This is a genomic window from Streptomyces capparidis (genome assembly GCF_054782095.1).
On record NZ_BAAGTD010000003.1, the window covers coordinates 24574 to 43733 of the forward strand.

Here is a 19160-nt window from a genome sequence, read left to right on the forward strand (position 1 = left end):
GTCGGGGGCGGATCGTGGCGGCATGACAGCAATGGTCCCCGGTGCCTCCCCCGGATCCGGGCCGCGCGGCGCGGTTGGCGCGCGGGCCGACGGCTCTCCGTCGCGGGTCCTCGTCGTGGACGACGAGGCGTCGCTCGCGGACCTGCTGTCGATGGCGCTGCGGTACGAGGGGTGGGAGGTCCGCTCGGCGGGCGACGGGACGAGCGCGGTGCGGGACGCGGAACGACCGTGCCCGCCCGCCGCACCTGATCCGGTGCGGCGGGCGGGCACGAGGCTTCGCGGGGGCGGGGCTCAGGTCACGCGGAACAGCTTGTCCGTGAACGACGGCTCCGCCAGCGCGGTCTTCAGCGTCACCGGGACACTGGACCGGTCCGTGCCGTTGCCGACGGTGAGGGTGGCGATCCGCTCGCCCCGGTCGCCGGTGCCGGGCACCTCGCCGCCCACGGGCGTGAGCCTCAGCTCCACCCGCAGCCCGGACCAGCCCACGGCCACCACGTCCTTCGCGGCCACCACCGGGGTGGTGCCGCCGAGCCCGTCGTCCACATGCCCGACGACCTGCCCCTTCTTCACCACCGTGGTGGACGTCAGCGCGTCCTGCGCGGCGGCGACCAGACGGAGGCCCGCCGCGCTCGCCGCCTCGCTGGGCACCGGGCCGCGCTGCCCGATCACCGCGCCGACGACCAGCCGCTTCGCGCCGCCCACCTCCTTCTCGGCGGCGAACAGGACGCTGGCGCCACCGGCGGAGCTGTTGCCCGTCTTGATGCCGATGACGTTCTCCTTGTACAGCATCCCGTTGTGGTTGTAGACCGTGCCGCTCTGCTTGGCGGGCTGGTAGTGGCCCGTGGCGACGATCTCCCGGAACACCGGGTTGTCCATGATCACCTGACCCAGCTTCACCTGGTCCTCGGCGGTGCTGACCGTGGTGGCCTTCAGGCCGCTGGGGTCGGTGTAGGTGGTGTTCGTCATGCCCAGTTCCCTGGCGGCGTCGTTCATCTTCTTCACGAACGCCTCCTCGGAGCCGGAGTCCCAGCGGGCGAGCAGCCGGGCGACGTTGTTGGCCGAGGCGATCATCAGGTCCTGGAGCGCCTCGTACTCGGTGAGCTGCTGGCCCTCCTCGACCCTGACCACGGACTCGTTCTCAGGCAGCCCCGTCTCCCAGTCCTGCACGGCCTTGCGGTCGACGGTGATCTTCGGTCCCTGCTGGCCGGGCTTGAGCGGATGCTCCTTGAGTATCACGTAGGCGGTCATGGTCTTGGTGACGCTGGCGATGGGCGCGGGCTTGTCGCCGCCGAAGCTGCCGAAGCCGCCCACGCCCTCCACGGCGATGGCGGCCTGTCCCCTGTCCGGCCACGGCAGGTCCGGCGCGCTGCCCTCGAAGGTGTGCGCGGCGGCGGCCGTCATCCTCAGCGACGGGTCCGGGAGCGGGCGGACGGCCTGCGCGACCGTGAGGGCGATCAGCAGCAGGACGACCAGCGGCGTCCAGATCTTGATCCGCCGCACCAGCGTGCGCAGCGGGGTCTGCGGCGGGGGCGGGGTGTTGGTGAGGTCCGCCAGCAGCTTCAGCGGGTCGGCCGGCTCCGGGGGCATCGGCTGCTGCCTGGTCGTCTCCGGCGACGGTGCCGCCGGGGACGACGACCCCGTGGACGCGGCGGCGGCCCCGGGCAGCGGCGGCTTCGGCAGCGAGGACCGCGCCGGCGCCGGGACGGCCCCGGCCGGAGGCTTGGGCGGGGCCGTGGCGGGCTGGTCGGGGGCGGTCGCGGGCTTGGCGGTGGCGGGCGCCCCGGTGCGGGCGGCGGCCGGGGCGGGGGCGGACGACCCGGCGTCCCCGCCCTTCTTCTTGGCGAGGTCCACGGCGGCGGCGGCCTTGGCGGCTTTACCGGTCCCGGCGGTCCCGGCGGTCCCGCCGGTCCCGGCGGCCTTGCCGGTCTCGGTGGAGTCGGTGGTCTCGGCGGAGTCGGTGGAACCGCCGGAGCCCTCGGAGGACTTGGCCGCCCCTGCCGACTTCTCCGGCTCTTCCGACCTGCCGGACCCCTCGGACCTGCCGGACCCTTCCGACTCGGCTGCCCTGGCGGCCTCGCCGCGCTTCGTCAGCCTGTCGCCGACCGCGAGTTGCATGGTCGCCTCGGGCCGGGCGGCGGGCTCGGGCCGGCCGGAAGTACCGGAGGATTCGACGGACTCGGACGACTTGGTCGCCTCCGAAGGCTTGGCATCCTCCGAGGCCCCGGCCGACGCCCCGGCCGAACGCGGCGCGTCCGGCGACGCGGCGGCGCCCGAGGACTCCCCCTCCGACGCCTCCGACGCCCCTGACGCTCCTGATGTCTCCGCCGCCTCCGCGGGCCCCGAAGCCTGCGAGGTTCCCGACGGCCTCGAAGGCCCGGCGGACTCGGTGGGCTCGGCGGACTTCGCGGCCTTGGCCGCGCCACCGATCGCGAGCGCGATCGTCGCGTCCGGGGCCGCGCCCTCGGCACCGTCCTCCGAGGACTCGTCCTCTCCGCTCTTCCCGGGCCCGCCCTTCGCGCGCCCGCCCTTCGCGTCCCCGTCCTCCGCGTCCCCGTCCTTCGCGCCCTGCCGCCCGGCGGGCTTCCTCAGCCGGTCCCCCACCGCCAGGTGCACCGTGGCGTCCGCGCCCGCGGCGGCGGGGCCGTCCTCGGAGTCGGCCGCGGACCCCCCGTCCGCCCCGTCGCCCCGCTCGGCGTCGGTCTTCCCGGCCGGGGCCGGAGTCTTGTTCGTGCTCTTGTCGCCGGGCCCTCCGGGCTCCCCGGAGCCGCCGGACGGCTCCGAAGTGGCAGGGCGCGCGCCGGAGTTCGCGGCGCTCTTCTCCTTCTCCCGCCGCTCCCCCGCGCCCGGTTCGGGGGCGTTCCCGTCGCCGGGGCGGGGCTCGCGCCGGGCCGCCGGGACCGCGGGACGGGGCCCCGCCTCGCTCCCCGGGCCCCTCCCCGAGGGACGCTTCCGGTCCCGGGGGGTGGTCCCCCGCTCGCTCAGCGTGGCCGAGTCCCCCTGTGCACCTGCGTCTTCGATACCGGGGCCAGTGCCCTCCGCGCCCGCTTCCACACCGTCGCCGGCCGTAGTCGTCCTACGCATTTCGTCCACGTCGTCCGCGCTTCCCTGAGCATTCACGTCGGAGGCCCGCGCCGCCGCGCCCTCCCCTCGCCCGGGGGTGCCGTCGAGCGTTCCCAACCGCGCCCCGGCGGAGCCGGTCCGCGCCGTCCCCGCCGTCTCGCCGCGGAACACCGACAGGCGCGGATCCAGCGCCCTTGCTGCGGTTGTCTCCCCCGGGGACTCTCCGCGCTCAGGCCTGCCGGGGGAATCGCTCAACACCAAAACCTCCTGGAACGCAGCACTGCGGGGTGCCGTCTTCCCTGGCACCCCGCTCCGTCCGGTATCACCAAAAATCCAAATATGGCTGGCAGGTGGTCGACCACTTCGCAGACCCGCCGACACACAGCCGCCCCCTGGTAGACGACGAAGACATACCTACCGGTTCCCGCCCATCTCCCCGAGGTGCTCTCGACAGCGGAGTGTGAGAGGCGTCACCCTGTCATTCATCCACGCGGGGAGGCATGGATGGGCAGGAGCCGCAGAACACTTCCGGAAGAGCTTCTGCTGCTGGCCCTGGACCCGGCCACGGGTACCACGGCGCAGCCGCAGTCGCTCGACCTCGGCCTGGCCGGAGCACAGCTGGTGGAGCTGGCGCTGGCCGGACGGATAGCCCCTGATGGGGATCGTATCGCCGTGGTGCTGCCACGGCCGACAGGTGATCCGACTCTGGACACCGCTTTGGAACTGCTGCGCCGCCGGGGAAGCCCGGTACGCGCGGTGCACTGGATAGGCGGGCCCCGGCTGGGGCTGCGTCAGACGTACCTGGCGCATCTGGAGCGCTGCGGCATGGTGCAGGCCGTGCCGGGCCAGATGTGCGGGGTGCTGCCCACGACTCGCTACCAGGCCTGCGACGAGGTCACGAGCCGTGAGATCAGGAGCCGGGTGGACACGGCCATCCGCACCGGGGTCCCGCCGGACCCGCGGACGGCCGCGCTCGCCGCACTGGCCCACGCGGTCGGTCTCGGCAAGCACCTCTACCCGGGCAACGAAGGGCGCTCGTCGCGCTCCCGGCTGCGCGACCTGATCAGGTACGACCCCATGGGCGGTCTCGTGGCGCACGCCGTGATGGACGTGCAGAACGGGGTCGCGGCCACGCCCCGCCGCCAGCCGGCGGCCCGTGGCCCGGCGGGCAGCACCTCCGCCACCGCCCGGACGGCGGGCACGGGTGCGAGCCGTGGAATGGCGCGAGCCGGAGCCCGTTGACCCACCGGCCCGGACGTCCGGCGTCCGGGCCCGTTCCACCGACCCACATCGGGAGCCGCCGGCACGAGGGACGGTGGGCCGGAAGCACTCGCTTCCGGCCCACCGTCCCTCGTATGTCTCGGTCGTGGCTTCCCCCGCCCCCGCGAACCGGCGTCCGGCATTCCGCCCACGCCGGCCCGCCGCGGATGGCACTGTGCTGATCACAAGGCGGTACTGATGCGCCAGCCGAGAGCCCGGGGCGGACCCGTGGGCGGGGCAGGCATCGGAAAAAACCTTCCACCCGGAGGGGGGCTCCCTATGGCGACCAATGTCAATCCCACCGTGCGCCGACGGCGTCTCGGCGCCGAGCTGCGCAAGTTGCGCGAGGCGAAGGGGATGACCGCGGAGGAGGTCGCGACGCGGCTGCTGGTCTCCCAGTCCAAGATCAGCCGGCTGGAGAACGGGCGGCGCAGCATCAGCCAGCGCGATGTGCGGGACCTGTGCCAGGTGTACGGCGTGGAGGACCGGCGGATCGTCGAGTCGCTGATGACCATGGCCAAGGAGTCCCGGCAGCGCGGCTGGTGGCACGCGTTCGGGGACATCCCGTACAGCGTGTACATCGGCCTGGAGGCGGAGGCGGCCTCCATCCGCACCTACCACTCGCTGGTCGTGCCCGGCTTGTTGCAGACTCGCGCCTACGCGGAGGCGGTGGTGCGCGGCACCGGCCCGGAGAACTCCCCGGAGCAGGTGCACCGGCAGGTCGAGGTGCGGATGAAGCGGCAGGAGCGGATCCACGGGTCCGAGCAGGTGCGCTTCTGGGCGGTTCTGGACGAAGCGGCGCTGCGGCGGGCGGTGGGCGGGCCGCAGGTGATGCGTGAGCAGCTCGAGCACATCGGGGAGCTCAGCACGCTGCCGCATGTCACGGTGCAGGTGATCCCGTTCGCCGTGGGGGCTCACCCCGGAATGACGGGGGCATTCTCCCTGCTGGAGTTCCAGGAGGCCACGGATTCGGATGTGGTTTACCTCGAAGGAGTGACAAGCGATCTCTATCTTGAGCGGGAAGCGGACGTTCACCTCTATACCGTGATGTACGAGCATCTGCGCGCGGAGGCCCTGAGCCCCGAGCAGTCGCGGGTGCTGATCGCCCAAGTGGCTAAGGAGTACTCACGATGAACAACAAGGGCGTGGGCCCGCTGGAGTGGCGCAAGAGCAGCCACAGCATGAACGGAGGAGAGTGCGTCGAGTTCGCCGTGCCCGGTGCGTCCACCGTGGCCGTCCGCGACTCGAAGGACCCGCAGGGTCCGAGCCTCTCCTTCTCCAGCGACGCCTGGGCCGCGTTCGTGACCGCTGTCGGTCAGGGGAGGTTCGACCTGTCCTAGCACCGCTGTCACTTTCGCAGACGTCGCGCCCAATCGAGCCCCTTCGGCCGCCGGGTACTCCTCTCCGGTCGAGGGGGCTTCGCGCTGCCCGCCCGCCGTGCCCGCCCGCCGCCGTGCCCACTCGCCGCCGTGCCCGCCGTCAGCCGCGGAGCCGGTCGACGTGGGTGTCGGTGCCGGGCACGGTGGGGACGAACGGGGCCACGAACTCCACCCGGCCCAGGCCCGAGGCGGCCACCTCCTCGTCCAGGCCGGTGAACCGCTCCGCCCACACCTCGCGCGGGTCGCACTGGAGGAACCACAGCAGCGTCAGCCGGGTGGTCACGCCCTCCACCTGCCGGACGTAGGACATGCGGTCCACGGGCAGCGGGGTGGGGCGGAAGACAGTGACCATGGCGGCTGGCGAGTCCCGCAGGCGGCGCGGCAGGTGACGCTCGGTCAGCAGGCGGAGCAGGTCGTCCCTGTGCTCGGCGTCCCGTGCCTCGGCGACCTGGAGGACCAGGCCCTGGTACGGGTGGTCGAGGGCGTGGATGTCGCGGGGGCCCGCGGCGCCGTCGCGGTAGACGGTGGCGGCGTGGTCGTGGAAGGCCGTCAGGACGTGGGTGCGGCCGTGGTGGACCCGGGTGTCGCGGTTGAGCCGCTTGTTGATCGCCACCGTCCACTTCATGTGCTCGTCGTAGCGCCCGGCGGTGATCCAGTAGACGGTGAGGTAGCAGCCCGCGGTGACGGGCCGCGCGACGGCGGACCGCTCCGGGTAGCGCAGCTCCTGGAGGTCGCGGGTGGCGACCCAGCGGCGGCCGGCGAACATCCACGGCATGGCCATGGCGCCCGCGATGAAGTGGTCGTCCTCGTACCAGCGGTTGTAGGAGTACTCGTGGCCGGGGTGGGGCTCGACCATCGTGATCAGCGCGTGCCCCATGCCGGGGCCGTAGGGCCCGGTGGACGCCAGCTCGGCGTAGCGCTCGGCGCCGGGGGATGCCTCGGTGCGGTCCACGGTCGTCGCCCCTTCCCACTTGGTCGCCCCGCCTCTACTCTGACGCATCGTCAGGTAAATGTCAGCACGCGCGAGGGGGCCGGCCCCGGCCGCGCGCCCCGCGAGCGGACCCACGCCCCGACCCACCGGAGGCTCGCATGCTGCTCCTCGGCAGGACCGTGGTGGTGTCCGGCGTCGGCCCCGGGCTCGGGCGGCAGGTGGTGCTCGGGGCGGTGCGCGACGGGGCGAACGTGGTGCTCGGGGCTCGCACCGAGGCGCACCTGGCCGCCTGCGCGGCCGAGGCCGACCCGGACGGCGCCCGCACCGCCTGGCTGCGCACGGACATCACCGACGAGGGCCGGTGCGCGGCGCTGGCCGAACTCGCCGTGGAGCGGTTCGGCCGGATCGACGCGGTGGTGCACGTCGCCGCGATGGACCGCCAGTTCGGCGGGCTGGCGGACGCCGACTTCGGCGCCTGGCGCGAGGTCGTCGAGGTGAACCTGCTCGGCACGCTGCGCATGACGCGGGCGTGCCTGCCCGCGCTGAAGGAGCGCGGCGGCGCCGTGGTGTTCATCGGCACCCAGTCGTCGGTCGCCGCGCCCGGCGAGGTCAGGCACGCGGCGTACGCGGCGTCCAAGGGGGCGCTCACCTCCGCGATGTACTCCCTGGCCCGGGAGCTCGGGCCGTACCGGATCCGGGTGAACACCGTGGTGCCCGGCTGGATGTGGGGTCCGCCGGTGCGGGAGTTCGTCCGGCTCGCGGCCGCGCGGGACGGCGTGCCCGAGGAGCGGGTGACGGCCTCGCTCACGAAGCGGATGGCCCTCCCGGAGCTCGCCACGGACGCGGACGTGGCGGACGCTGCGCTGTTCCTGGCCTGCGACCGGGCACGCGCGATCACGGGGCAGTCCCTGCTGGTCAACGCGGGCGAGCTGATGCGCTGACGGGCGGGGCCCGGCGGGCTCGACTCGGCTCTCCCCGGCACCGCCTCCCCTTCTTCCTCGCACGTCCCTGCGAAGCGCCTCCTCATCGTGAGCGCGCCCGCGCGGGCGCGGCAATGCGCACGCGGGTCAAGTCCGAGCAAAGCTGTTCCTCTTGGTGGAGTGCGTTCATGTAGAGGAACGTCGGATGGCGGTTGATCCGGCTTTGCCCGGTTCAGGGGTGGGGTTTCCGCCGAGTCTTGTTCAGGTTCTTGACCACTGCTTTAACGCAGGGGTTCAATCCGGGCAGTCCCCGCGAAGCGCCCGCAGGAGACGACCGTGCGCTTTCAGGACCCCAGGAGGGGGCATGAACAGTCTCGACTGGATCGTGCTTGTCAGCTACTTCGGCGTCATGGTGCTCATCGGTGTCTGGTCGCACAAACGGGTGGAAACCGTCAGCGACTTCTTCACCGCGGGCGGCAGGATGCCGTGGTGGCTCTCCGGAATCTCGCACCACATGTCCGGCTACAGCGCGGTGATGTTCACCGGCTACGCCGGCATCGCCTACCAGTACGGCATCACCAGTTATGTCACCTGGTCCTTCCCCATCGCGATCGGCATCTACTTCGGGGCCAAGGTGTTCGCCCCGCGGCTGAACCGGCTGCGCTCGAGGCTGCACGTCGCCTCACCCCTGGAATACCTCAAGGCCCGTTACAACATGCCCACCCAGCAGGCGCTGGCCTGGTCCGGGGTGCTGCTGAAGGTCGTCGACGTGGGCGCCAAGTGGGCGGCGATCGCCACCCTGCTGTCGGTGTTCACCGGCGTCAGCCTGAACGAGGGCATCCTCATCACCGGCGCGGTGACCGCCGTCTACTGCACCGTCGGCGGGCTGTGGGCGGACGCCCTCACCGAGCTCGGCCAGTTCATCATCCAGTTGTTCGCGGGCGTCGCGATGTTCGTGGCCGTGCTCGCCGAGCTCGGCGGCGTCGACGCGCTGTGGACCATGTGGGACGACCTGCCGGACCACCACACCGAGCCCACCACGGGCCCGTTCACCACCACCTTCCTGCTGGCGTACCTGTTCATCAAGACGTTCGAGTACAACGGCGGCATGTGGAACCAGGCGCAGCGGTACATGGCCACCTCCTCGCCCCGCGAGGCCGCCCGCTCCGCGAGGCTGTCCGCGACGCTGTGGCTGTTCTGGCCGCTGGTGCTGTTCTTCCCCATGTGGGCGGCGCCGCTGCTGGTGGAGCCGGAGAAGGCCGACGCCTCGGACTCCTACGCGCTGCTCACCGAGCAGTTGATGCCGCACGGCCTGCTCGGCCTGATCATCGTCGGCTTCTTCTCGCACACCATGGCCATGTGCTCCTCCGATGCCAACGCGATCGCGGCGGTGTTCACCCGGGACATCCTGCCCGCGGTGTCGAAGAAGGCCCGCACCTGGTCGCAGCGGGCCGGGCTGATCGCGGCGCGGTGGACCACGCTGGGGTTCCTCGGCCTGTCGATGGCCGTGGCCACCCAGGTCAACTCGCCGACGTTCAACGACATCATCACCGTCGTGATCAAGTGGGTGGCGGGCCTGATGGGGCCGATCGCCATCCCGTTCATGCTCGGCCTGCTGCCCTGGTGGCGCCGGTCCGGGCCCACCTCGGCGCTGGTGTCCTGGGCGTGCGGCCTGTTCGCCTTCTGGCTGGTGAACTACGGCATGGACGACATGTCCACCCAGGTGGAGATCACCACGCCGCTGGCGACCTCGCTGGTGCTGTACACGCTGATCGGCTTCATCAGGAACGAGGAGACGCCCGAGCGCAACGCGCTGCTGGCCCGGGTCAACGGCGACGGCGACGACGGCGACGGCCTCGGCAGCGCGGCCGCGGCCCTGACCGAGCCGGGCGCCGAACGCCCCGCCCCGCCGGCCGCCGCCGCGGAGACGGACAAGCCGAAGGCGGGCGCGAAGGAGTGAGGACGGCGGGCGCGGGATCCGGCGGGATCCCGCGTCCGTTCCCGTCGGCGGGAGCGGGGATCAGGCCGGCGGGTAGCGGTCCAGCCACGGGGTGGGGTCGAGGCCCGCGGCGGTGACGGCGGGGCCGTGCAGCGCCGCCGTCTGCGTCATCTCCATCGCGAAGTCGTCCGCGAGCTGGAGGATCGTGCCGCGCCCCTCGACCTCGGCGACCCAGCCCGGCGGCAGCGCCGTCTCGCCGTGCAGGGCGCCGAGCAGGTTCCCGCACACCGAGCCGGTGGAGTCGCTGTCGCCGGAGTGGTTGACGGCGAGCAGCAGCCCGTGCCGGACGTCCTCGGCGACCAGCGCGCAGTACAGGCCTATGGCCAGCGCCTCCTCCGCGGTCCAGCCCGCGCCCAGCGACTCGATCCGCTCCGCCGACGGCGGCCCGAGGCGGACGGCGTTCAGCGCGGCGTTCAGCGCGTCCGTGGTCTCCTCGTGTCCCTCGCGCTCCGCGAGCAGCGCCAGCGCCCGCCGCGTCGCGTCCTCCAGCGGGACGCCCTGGGCGACGCCGTGCACGATCACCGCGAACGCGCCCGCCGCCAGGTACCCGGTGGGGTGGCCGTGGGTCTGCACCGCGCACTCCACGGCGAGCTGGAGGACCAGCTCGGCGTCCCAGCCCACCAGCAGCCCGAACGGCGCGGAGCGCATCACCGTGCCGCAGCCCTTGGACCCGGGGTTCTTCGGGTGCTCCAGGGTGCCCATCCGCTCGTCGGCGAGACCGCTCAGGCACGCGTTGCCGGGGGCGCGGCGCGCGTACAGCCACTCCTCGCGGGCCAGCCAGCCCGCGTCGGCGCGGCGCTCGTCCGGGCCCCAGTCGTGCTGGGTGGCGGCCCAGCGCAGATGGGCGCGGTGCACGTCCGTCGGCGGGTGCCAGGCGCCGGTGTCCCGGCGGACCTGGGCGCGGATGAGGCCCTCGACGGTGAACAGGGTCATCTGGGTGTCGTCGGTGACCGCGCCGCGCCGCCCGTAGGCGGGGACGAGGTCGGTGACGCCCCGCTCGCCGTGGGCGGCCCGGATCTCGGCGAGCGACTGGAACTCCACCGCGGCGCCCAGCGCGTCCCCGATCGCCCCGCCCAGCAGGCAGCCCCGCACCCGGCTGCGGAAGTCCTGCTGCTGCGCCCGTCCCCACAGTGCCGTCACCTTCACGCTCCCCCTCGTCCGCGCGTGCCCGGCCGCCCGTCGCGGCGGACCGGCAGCCGCAGACTAATCGAACGGACCGACCGCCGGGCCGGCGCGGTTCGGGACAGGTCCGCGGGGGCGCCCGCGCTCCCGGCCCGGCGGCGCTCCGCGGGCCCGGGAGCGCGGCTACCGCCTGCCGAGGAACACCGGGTTGGTCATCGCCACCATCGGCCCGGGCAGGCCCGAGGCGCCGCCGTCCGCCGGGGGGCGGCGGATCTCGGCGCGGACGTAGGAGGCGAGCGACGCCGTGGTCCGCCAGGTGACCGTGCCGGCGCCGGAGGCGGGCAGGGCCGCCGTGTGCGTCTGCCCCTGGTCGGTCAGGAACCGGACGAGGCAGCCCGGCGCGCCCGAGGCGTCCAGCCGCACGGTGACCTCCTCGTCCGGCTCCGTCGCCAGTCGCTCCCCGATCCCGGCGTGCCGCCCCCGGCCGCCCGCCGCGGAGAAGTCCAGCGCCACGTCCGCGGACTCCGCGATCCACGCCCGCCCGGCGCGGATGCCCGCGAGCAGCGCGCCGCGCTCCAGGTCGTCGGCCAGCACCACGGTCTGCGGCAGGCCGACGACCTGCGGCTCGCGGTGCGCGTCGCTGTTGCCGACGGCCGGGATCCACCCGCCGCCGTCCCGCGCCGAGCGCACCAGCATGGCGTCCCACTCGGCGACCGACACCTCGTCGTCGGGGCCCCACGGCCCGTTCCACACCTCGACGGCGTCGGCGCCCCGGTAGCCGAACTTCCACTGGCAGCCCACGAACGGGCAGTACGGGTGCGCGGGCACCACCAGCCCGCCGGCCCGGTGGATCTGCCGGGCGAACCGGTCGAACTCGCCGTCGCGCGCCCGGTACCGCCAGTCCACCCACACCCCCGGCTCGGTGCCCACGGCCAGGTAGTGGCCGTTCCTGGTGGTGATCTCCTCGCCGGCGAGGATCAGCAGGTCCGGCCCGGCGTGCTCGCCCAGGGCGGCGTGCGCGGAGTGGGTGTTGTGCTCGGTGGAGACGATGAAGTCGAGCCCGGCGGCGCGGGCGGCGGCGGCCAGCTCGGCGAGGGTGCGCCTGCCGTCGGAGTACACGGTGTGCAGGTGGCCGTCGCCCCGGTACCAGGCGCGGCCCCGGCCCCTGGCGCGCGGCGGCGGGTAGTGCGGGGTGAACGCCTTCCCGGGCGGCCCGTACCGCAGGGTGACGGTGACCCGGTAGTCCATGCCCTGCGGCGCCACCGTGTACGGGCCGAGGACGACGTGCCAGGTGCCCGCGCCGACGGGGCCCGGGAGGTAGCCGGGGGTGGCCTGCGAGGCGCTGATCGCGAACTCGGTGCGGGCGCCGCCGGACCAGCCGCGGAAGCCCCGGCCGCCCAGGTCCGTGCCGCGCTGGTCGAAGATCCCGATGTCGCAGGCGTTGCCGAGGGTGCCGGAGGGCACCTGGGGCTTGTCGTACGTGTAGGAGACCGCGATCTCGCGGACCCCGCGCGGCACCCGCACGGGCAGGTACACCCAGTCGGCGGCGCCGGTCGGCAGATGGCCGGTGATCTCGCGGGTCTCCTCGCCGCCGGGCGCCTCCTCGGCCCCGGCGAACTCCACCGGGGCCAGGGTGAGCGCCGTGGCCAGGCCCGCGGCCACGGACGTCCTGAGCACGTCGCGGCGGCCCGGCGCGTCGGTGGCCGGTCGGTGGTGGTCCGTGCACATGGGCGGCTCCCCGTTCCTGCCGTCGTGGGGCGCGCCGCGCGCCCCGCTCCGGCGTTCTACCGGGCGGGGCCCGGCGGGGGCAACGAATCGGACGCCAACTCCAGGCCAACAAAAGCGACTGCCCGCCCCGGGCCGGGGCGGGCAGGCATGAGCCCGGCCCCCCGGGTGCGGTCCGAGAGGCCGAGCTCCCAGCGCTCCGGCCACCGAACCCTCAACGGCGCCGGGCCGCCTTGAAGAAGTGGACCCTGAGACGGGCGGTCGTGTCTAGTTCCTTCAAGAGATTGACAGCAGATTCTGCCCGGGGACGGCGTTTTCCGGGCGTGTTGGGGGCGTGATCCGGCCGGGGACGCACGGTCGGGGGCTCGCGGTCGGGGGAAATGCCGGGAGCCCGATGGGGCTCTGCGAGGGCTCTGCGAGGGCTCTGCGGGGGCTCGGCGCGGGCTCGGTCGGGGAAGAGCCGGGGCCCGGTCGCCTCCCCGGCGCGGTGGTGTGACGCACCCCTCCCCGAAGAAACGTTTCTCTCGCAGGTCGTCCTGGGAGGTGCCCGGAAGAGGCGCCCGGCGCGCGCGGACGGCCGCGGCGGAATACCGACGCCGGGCGCCGCCGGGTCGGGCGGAGGGGGAAGAAGACCGCGGCGTCGTCGATGCCGTGGGCGGTCGCGCATATGCTCGACCGGTTGCACTGCCGAGGGGACACGACCATGACCAGCAGCCACCCGACGAATCCGGCCGACCCGCGCCGCGACGCGAACGCCGACGCCGCCCCGACGGACAACGCCATGCGGCGGGCCCTGCGCCGGGCCGCGGACGGGGTGGCGCTCGACGTGGCCGAGGCCGCGGTGCTGCTCCAGGCCCGCGGGGAGCACCTCGCCCGGCTCGCCGAGGCCGCGGGCCGGGTGCGGGACGCCGGGCTCGAGGCGGCGGGGCGCCCGGGAGTGATCACGTACTCCCGCAAGGTGTTCATCCCGCTCACCCGCCTGTGCCGGGACCGGTGCCACTACTGCACGTTCGTGACCGTCCCCGGCAAGCTGCGCGGTGACGGGCACGGGATGTACCTCTCCCCCGACGAGGTCCTCGCCATCGCCCGGCGGGGCGCGGAGCTCGGCTGCAAGGAGGCCCTGTTCACCCTCGGCGACCGGCCGGAGGACCGTTGGCCCGAGGCCAGGGAGTGGCTGGACGCGCACGGCTACGACGACACCCTCGCCTATGTGCGGGCCATGGCGGTGCGGGTGCTGGAGGAGACAGGCCTGCTGCCGCACCTCAACCCCGGGGTGCTCACCTGGACGGACTTCCAGCGGCTGAAGCCGGTCGCGCCGTCCATGGGCATGATGCTGGAGACCACCGCGACCCGGCTGTGGTCCGAGCCGGGCGGCCCGCACCACGGCTCGCCGGACAAGGAGCCCGCGGTGCGGCTGCGGGTGCTGGAGGACGCGGGCCGGTCCGCCGTGCCGTTCACCACCGGCATCCTGATCGGCATCGGCGAGACGTACACCGAGCGCGCCGAGTCGCTGTTCGCCATCCGCAAGGTGGCCCGGCAGTACCACGGCGTGCAGGAGGTGATCGTGCAGAACTTCCGGGCCAAGCCGGGCACCGCGATGCGCTCCGCGCCCGACGCCGACCTCGAGGAGCTGGCCGCCGCCGTGGCCGTCGCCCGGCTGCTGCTCGGTCCGCGGGCGCGGGTGCAGGCACCGCCGAACCTCGTCGGGGACGAGCACGCCCTGATGATCAGGGCGGGCATCGACGACTGGGGCGGGGTGTCCCCGCTCACCCCGGACCACGTCAACCCCGAGCGCCCGTGGCCGCACATCGACGACCTGGCGGCGGTCACCGCGGCGGCGGGCTTCACCCTGCGCGAGCGCCTGACGGTGTACCCGGAGTACGTCCGGCAGGGCGAGCCGTGGCTCGACCCCCGGGTGCTGCCGCACGTCACCGCGCTCGCCGACCCGGCCACCGGCCTGGCCGTGGAGGGCCGGATCCCACGCGGCCTGCCCTGGCAGGAGCCGGAGGACTCCCTCGGCGCCGCCTCGGGCCGCACCGACCTGCACACCGCCATCGACACCGAGGGCCGCACCGGCGACCGCCGCGGCGACTTCTCCGACGTGTACGGCGACTGGGACGCCCTGCGCGAGCAGGTCGCCGCCGGGGCCGTCCCGGAGCGGCTGCCCGCCGACGCCCGCGCGGCGCTGGCCACCGCCGCCGACGACCCCACCCGGCTCACCGACGACGAGGCGCTGGCGCTGCTGCACGCGGAAGGGCCCGCCCTGGACGCGCTGTGCCGGATCGCCGACGACGTGCGGCGCGACACCGTCGGGGACACCGTCACCTACTGCGTCACCCGGAACATCAACTTCACCAACGTCTGCTACACCGGCTGCCGGTTCTGCGCGTTCGCGCAGCGGCGCACCGACGCCGACGCCTACACCCTCTCCCTCGACCAGGTCGCCGAGCGGGCGCGGCAGGCGTGGGACGTGGGCGCCACTGAGGTGTGCATGCAGGGCGGCATCCACCCGGACCTGCCCGGCACCGTGTACTTCGACATCGCCAGGGCCGTCAAGCAGCGGGTGCCGGGCATCCATGTGCACGCGTTCTCGCCGATGGAGGTCGTCAACGGGGCCGCCCGCACCGGCATGCCGATCCGGGAGTGGCTGGCGGCGGCCAAGGAGGCGGGTCTGGACAGCATCCCGGGCACGGCGGCGGAGATCCTCGACGACGAGGTGCGCTGGGTGCTCACCAAGGGCAAGCTGCCCGCGGCGACCTGGGTGGAGGTGGTCACCGAGGCCCACCGGCTGGGCATCCGCTCGTCCTCCACGATGATGTACGGCCATGTGGACGCGCCGCGGCACTGGCTGGGCCATCTGCGGCTGCTGGCCCGCGTCCAGGAGGAGACGGGCGGCTTCACCGAGTTCGTCACGCTGCCGTTCGTCCACACCAACGCGCCGGTGTACCTGGCGGGCATCGCCCGCCCCGGGCCCACCATGCGCGACAACCGGGCGGTGACCGCGATGGCGCGCCTGCTGCTGCACGGCCGGATCCCGAACATCCAGACGAGCTGGGTGAAGCTGGGCACCGAGGGCGCGGCGGAGATGCTGCGCTCGGGCGCGAACGACCTGGGCGGGACGCTGATGGAGGAGACGATCTCCCGGATGGCGGGCTCCTCCTACGGCTCCTACCGCTCGATCCGCGACCTGGAGGCCATCGCCGCCGCGGCCGGCCGCCCCGCCCGCCAGCGCACCACCACCTACGGCGAGGTCCCCGAGGAGCGCCGCGCGGCGGCCCTGTCCTCGGACGGCCACCTCCCGGAGCTGCTGCCGGTGGTGGAGGGCTGAACGTCCGGGGCCGACCGGGCGGGGTGACGGCCCGGGGGCCGCGGCTACCGCGTCCCCACCGTCTCCGTGTCGCGGCCCGAGCGGAGGACGCGGCCGGGTAGGGAGCCGGTCACCTTGTCGTCGCGGATGGTCTCGACGCCGGCGACGCGGACGCTGAGCACGCCCTGGGGGCGGGAGTCCAGGCGGGGGCTGCCGCCGGGGAGGTCGTGGACGAGGCGGGCGGGGGCGGCGCCGACGTGCTCGGGGTCGAGCAGCACCAGGTCGGCCCACCAGCCCGGCGCGATCCGGCCGCGGCCGCGCAGGCCCAGCAGGCGGGCCGGGTCGTCGGTGAGCATGCGCACGGCCCGCTCCAGCGGCACCAGCCGCCGTCCGCGCAGGCAGTCGCCGAGGAACCGGGTGGTGTACGGCGCCCCGCACATCCGGTCCAGGTGGGCGCCCGCGTCGGAGCCGCCCAGCAGGACGTCCTCGTGCTCCCAGGTCCTGCGGCGCAGCTCCCAGCTCTCCGGGTCGTTGTCGGTGGGCATCGGCCACAGCACGGTGCGCAGGTCGTCGGCCGCGCAGATCTCCACCAGCGCCTCGAACGGCTCCTGCCCCCGCTCGGCGGCGATGTCGCGGACGACCCGCCCGCTCAGGCCCTCGTTCCGCGGGGAGTAGGTGTCGCCGATGACGTACCGCCCGAAGTCGGCCAGCCGCCGGAACACCCCGGCCTCGGGGCTGTCCGCGCGGCGCAGCATCCCGGCGCGGACGGCCGGGTCGCGCAGCCTCGCGACGCGCTCGGGCACGGGCAGGGCGAGGACCTCCCCCCAGCCGGGGATGAGGTTGAGCGCGCAGAAGGTGCCCAGCGACATGTTCATGGGGGTGAGGATCGGCATGGTGAGGGCGACGACCCGGCCGCCGGCGCGCCTGGCCCGCTCGCTGGGCGCCAACTGGCGCGGCACCCGGTCGGGCACGGCGGAGTCGATCGTCAGCACGTTCCAGTTCAGCGGGCGCCCGGCGGCGGCGCTCAGGTCCGCCAGCAGGTCGATCTCCTCGTCGGCGAACCGGTCCAGGCACCCGGCGACGATGGCCTCGAGCTGGGTGCCCTCGTGGTCGCCGACCGCCGCGCACAGCGCGAGCAGTTCCTCGCGTCCCGCGTGCCGGGAGGCCACGGGCTGCCCGTCGCCGTCGGAGTGGGTGGCGGACTGGGTGGTGGACAGCCCCCAGGCGCCGGCGTCCAGGCAGGTGTGCAGCAGCTCCACCATGGCCGCGAGCTGCGCGGGCGTGGGCTGCCCGCCGATCGCGTCGGGGCCCATGACGTAGCGGCGCAGCGCGCAGTGCCCGACCATGAACCCGGCGTTGACGGCGATCCGGCCCTCCAGCGCGTCCAGGTACTCCCCGAAGCCGTCCCAGGTCCACTCCACGCCCTCCTCCAGCGCGGCCAGGGACATGCCCTCGACCCGGCACATCATGCGGCGGGTGTAGTCGGCGTCCCGCGGCCTCAGCGGCGCCAGGGTGAAGCCGCAGTTGCCGCCGGCGACGGTGGTGACGCCGTGGTTCAGGGAGGGGGTGGCGAACGGGTCCCAGAACAACTGGGCGTCGTAGTGGGTGTGCGGGTCGACGAACCCGGGGGCGAGGACCAGCCCCTCGGCGTCCTCGGCGGACCTGGCCGGCTCGTCCACGCGGTCGCCGACCACGGCGATCCGCCCGTCCCGCAGGCCCACGTCGGCGGTGTACGCGGGGGCGCCCGTGCCGTCCACCACGGTGGCGCGCCTGATCAGGTGGTCGAGCAAGGTACTGCCCTCCTCGGGTCGTCGGCTCCGCGCCGCGCGGGCGGGCGGGCCCCCCGGCCGGGGCGCCGCCATGGCCGCGTTCCGGGCGCCGGCCGGCCGGGGGGAGGGACGGCGGACCGGGACCGCCGTCGGTCGGGGGCGGGTCGGTGGCCCGCGGGTGGGCGGTCCGCGGGTCAGTGGCCCGCGGCCTGCCGCATCCTGGTGGTGCGGTGCACCGGGTCCGTGTCGATCCTGGGGATCACGTGCTCGCCGACCAGCCGGATGGTGGTCATGGTGTCCTCGTACGACACCCCGGACGGCAGCCCGAACGCGAGCTGGTCGGCGCCCGCCGCGTCCCAGCGCTTGCACTGGGCCAGCACCTCGTCCGGGTCGCCGCAGATCATCAGCTCCTGCGCGATCAGCAGGTCCACGATCTCCTCGGTGTACTCCGGCAGCAGCTCGGGCCACTGCGGGATGTGCTTGGGGCGCGGGAAGGTGTCGTGGTAGCGGAACAGCAGCGACTGGAGGTAGTGGAACCCGGCCCCGGCGGCGATGCGCCGGGCCCGCGCGGAGGTCTCGGCGCAGATGGCGGTGGAGGTCACCATGACGTTGTCGTTGACGAACGCGCCGATCGGCTCGGCCTCGCGGATCGCCGTCTTGTAGGACTCCAGCACCCACTCCATGTCCGAGACCTTCTGGATGGAGAAGCCGAGCACGCCGAGCCCCTTGCGGGCGGCCATCGCGTACGAGGAGGGGCTGCCCGCCGCGTACCACATGGCGGGGTGGGCGCCGCCGTACGGCTTGGGCAGGACCTTGCGGGGCGGCAGGGACCAGTGGGTGCCCCGGAAGCCCTGGTACTCGTCCTGGAGCCACATCTTCGGGAACTCGGCGACGGTCTCCTCCCAGATCTCCCTGGTGCGGTTCATGTCGTCGATGCCGGGGAGGAAGCCGAGGATCTCGTGGCTGCCCGCGCCGCGCCCGGTGCCGAACTCGAACCGCCCGCCGGTGAGGTGGTCGAGCATGGCGACCCGCTCGGCGACCTTGGCGGGGTGGTTGACCTGGGGCAGCGGGTTGAAGATGCCCGAGCCCAGGTGGATGCGCTCGGTGGCGTGGGCGAGGTAGCCGAGGAACACGTCGTTGGCGGACAGGTGCGAGTACTCCTCCAGGAAGTGGTGCTCGCTGGCCCAGGCGTACTTGAAGCCGGACCTGTCGGCCTGGATGACGTACTCGGTCTCCTCCATCAGCGCGTGGTGCTCCGCCTCGGGGTCCCGCTCGGAGCGGCTCCTGGGCACGTATCCCTGCACGAAGATGCCGAATTCCACGGGGGTCACCGTCCGGGGCTCGCACTTATCTGACGCCTCGTCAGATCTCCTTGCGCTCGACTCTCGCACCGCGGGGCAGCGGCGTCAATAGAGGGAGGGCGGGGCGGGGAGGCGGGGGGCGCGCCGGGCGGGGGACGGGGCGGCGGGCGGCAAGGCTGCCAGGGCGGGCAGAGGGCCGCGCGGGGCGGCGGGACGGGCAGGACGGCGGGACGGGGGCGGGCGGGGCGGATCGCCCGGTGGTCGCCGGGCACGGCGGGGGCGGAGGAGGGCCGTCGGGCGGCACGGCCGGGTTCCGGAGCGGTCGCGGCGGCGGGGTCACGGCGGCGCGGCCACAGGCGGCGGGTGCCGGTGGTCCTCCGGCCGGCG

General features: G+C 74.1%; 12 protein-coding genes and 1 pseudogene. 7 read left to right on the forward strand and 6 right to left on the reverse strand.

The annotated features are described in order from the left end of the window. Positions 1–22 precede the first annotated feature (22 nt). Positions 23–241 (forward strand): annotated as a pseudogene (locus ACYVO2_RS03530) (response regulator); the annotation flags it as partial. 50 nt (positions 242–291) lie between these two features. Here the strand turns inward: ACYVO2_RS03530 and ACYVO2_RS03535 are convergent. Next, the gene (locus ACYVO2_RS03535; RefSeq protein WP_461006061.1) at positions 292–2613 is read right to left on the reverse strand and encodes a D-alanyl-D-alanine carboxypeptidase family protein; all 2322 of its coding nucleotides are present in this window, start codon (positions 2611–2613) and stop codon (positions 292–294) included. Between the two features lie 951 nt (positions 2614–3564). Between ACYVO2_RS03535 and ACYVO2_RS03540 the strand changes: the two genes are divergently transcribed. From ACYVO2_RS03540 to ACYVO2_RS03550, 3 genes are all read left to right on the forward strand, one after another. Continuing rightward, positions 3565–4302 (forward strand): GOLPH3/VPS74 family protein, encoded by a 738-nt coding sequence (locus ACYVO2_RS03540; protein WP_461006062.1) that lies wholly within the window; start codon positions 3565–3567, stop codon positions 4300–4302. Positions 4303–4599: 297 nt separating this feature from the next. Beyond that, the gene (locus ACYVO2_RS03545) at positions 4600–5454 is read left to right on the forward strand and encodes a helix-turn-helix domain-containing protein (RefSeq protein ID WP_461006063.1); all 855 of its coding nucleotides are present in this window, start codon (positions 4600–4602) and stop codon (positions 5452–5454) included. Next, complete coding sequence (locus ACYVO2_RS03550; RefSeq protein WP_461006064.1) at positions 5451–5660, forward strand: DUF397 domain-containing protein; 210 nt, start codon at positions 5451–5453, stop codon at positions 5658–5660. The genes ACYVO2_RS03545 and ACYVO2_RS03550 overlap by 4 nt, the downstream gene beginning before the upstream one ends. 139 nt (positions 5661–5799) lie before the next feature. Here ACYVO2_RS03550 and ACYVO2_RS03555 read toward each other — a convergent pair whose 3' ends face one another. Continuing rightward, positions 5800–6699: a hypothetical protein gene (locus ACYVO2_RS03555; protein WP_461006065.1), complete on the reverse strand. Its 900-nt coding sequence runs from the start codon at positions 6697–6699 to the stop codon at positions 5800–5802. An 89-nt stretch (positions 6700–6788) separates the two neighbouring features. On the opposite strand from ACYVO2_RS03555, the gene ACYVO2_RS03560 reads away from it, so the two are divergent. Further along, positions 6789–7571, forward strand: coding sequence for an SDR family oxidoreductase (locus tag ACYVO2_RS03560; RefSeq protein ID WP_461006066.1), 783 nt, complete (start codon positions 6789–6791; stop codon positions 7569–7571). A gap of 343 nt (positions 7572–7914) precedes the next feature. Next, positions 7915–9510: a sodium:solute symporter family protein gene (locus ACYVO2_RS03565; protein WP_461006067.1), complete on the forward strand. Its 1596-nt coding sequence runs from the start codon at positions 7915–7917 to the stop codon at positions 9508–9510. A 60-nt stretch (positions 9511–9570) separates the two neighbouring features. Here ACYVO2_RS03565 and ACYVO2_RS03570 read toward each other — a convergent pair whose 3' ends face one another. Further along, positions 9571–10689 (reverse strand): ADP-ribosylglycohydrolase family protein, encoded by a 1119-nt coding sequence (locus ACYVO2_RS03570; RefSeq protein WP_461006068.1) that lies wholly within the window; start codon positions 10687–10689, stop codon positions 9571–9573. Positions 10690–10854: 165 nt separating this feature from the next. Then, positions 10855–12399, reverse strand: a complete 1545-nt coding sequence (locus tag ACYVO2_RS03575; RefSeq protein ID WP_461006069.1) for a CehA/McbA family metallohydrolase — start codon at positions 12397–12399, stop codon at positions 10855–10857. 700 nt (positions 12400–13099) lie between these two features. Here ACYVO2_RS03575 and ACYVO2_RS03580 point away from each other — a divergent pair. Then, positions 13100–15724 carry a bifunctional FO biosynthesis protein CofGH gene (locus ACYVO2_RS03580; RefSeq protein WP_461006070.1) on the forward strand — a complete coding sequence of 875 codons (2625 nt, stop codon included), beginning with the start codon at positions 13100–13102 and terminating at the stop codon, positions 15722–15724. A 44-nt stretch (positions 15725–15768) separates the two neighbouring features. Here the strand turns inward: ACYVO2_RS03580 and ACYVO2_RS03585 are convergent, their stop codons facing one another. Together ACYVO2_RS03585 and ACYVO2_RS03590 are read right to left on the reverse strand one after the other, a co-directional pair. After that, complete coding sequence (locus ACYVO2_RS03585) at positions 15769–17493, reverse strand: N-acyl-D-amino-acid deacylase family protein (protein WP_461006071.1); 1725 nt, start codon at positions 17491–17493, stop codon at positions 15769–15771. Positions 17494–17666: 173 nt separating this feature from the next. Beyond that, complete coding sequence (locus tag ACYVO2_RS03590; RefSeq protein ID WP_461006072.1) at positions 17667–18794, reverse strand: LLM class flavin-dependent oxidoreductase; 1128 nt, start codon at positions 18792–18794, stop codon at positions 17667–17669. Positions 18795–19160: the final 366 nt, after the last annotated feature.

What these genes read in the sequence shown, in the direction of transcription:
- ACYVO2_RS03550 (WP_461006064.1), top strand. Translation starts at nt 5,451, where the DNA reads ATGAACAACAAGGGCGTGGGCCCGCTGGAGTGGCGCAAGAGCAGCCAC.
- ACYVO2_RS03540 (WP_461006062.1), top strand. Translation starts at nt 3,565, where the DNA reads ATGGGCAGGAGCCGCAGAACACTTCCGGAAGAGCTTCTGCTGCTGGCC.
- ACYVO2_RS03555 (WP_461006065.1), bottom strand. Translation starts at nt 6,699, where the DNA reads ATGCGTCAGAGTAGAGGCGGGGCGACCAAGTGGGAAGGGGCGACGACC.
- ACYVO2_RS03575 (WP_461006069.1), bottom strand. Translation starts at nt 12,399, where the DNA reads ATGTGCACGGACCACCACCGACCGGCCACCGACGCGCCGGGCCGCCGC.
- ACYVO2_RS03565 (WP_461006067.1), top strand. Translation starts at nt 7,915, where the DNA reads ATGAACAGTCTCGACTGGATCGTGCTTGTCAGCTACTTCGGCGTCATG.
- ACYVO2_RS03560 (WP_461006066.1), top strand. Translation starts at nt 6,789, where the DNA reads ATGCTGCTCCTCGGCAGGACCGTGGTGGTGTCCGGCGTCGGCCCCGGG.
- ACYVO2_RS03545 (WP_461006063.1), top strand. Translation starts at nt 4,600, where the DNA reads ATGGCGACCAATGTCAATCCCACCGTGCGCCGACGGCGTCTCGGCGCC.
- ACYVO2_RS03580 (WP_461006070.1), top strand. Translation starts at nt 13,100, where the DNA reads ATGACCAGCAGCCACCCGACGAATCCGGCCGACCCGCGCCGCGACGCG.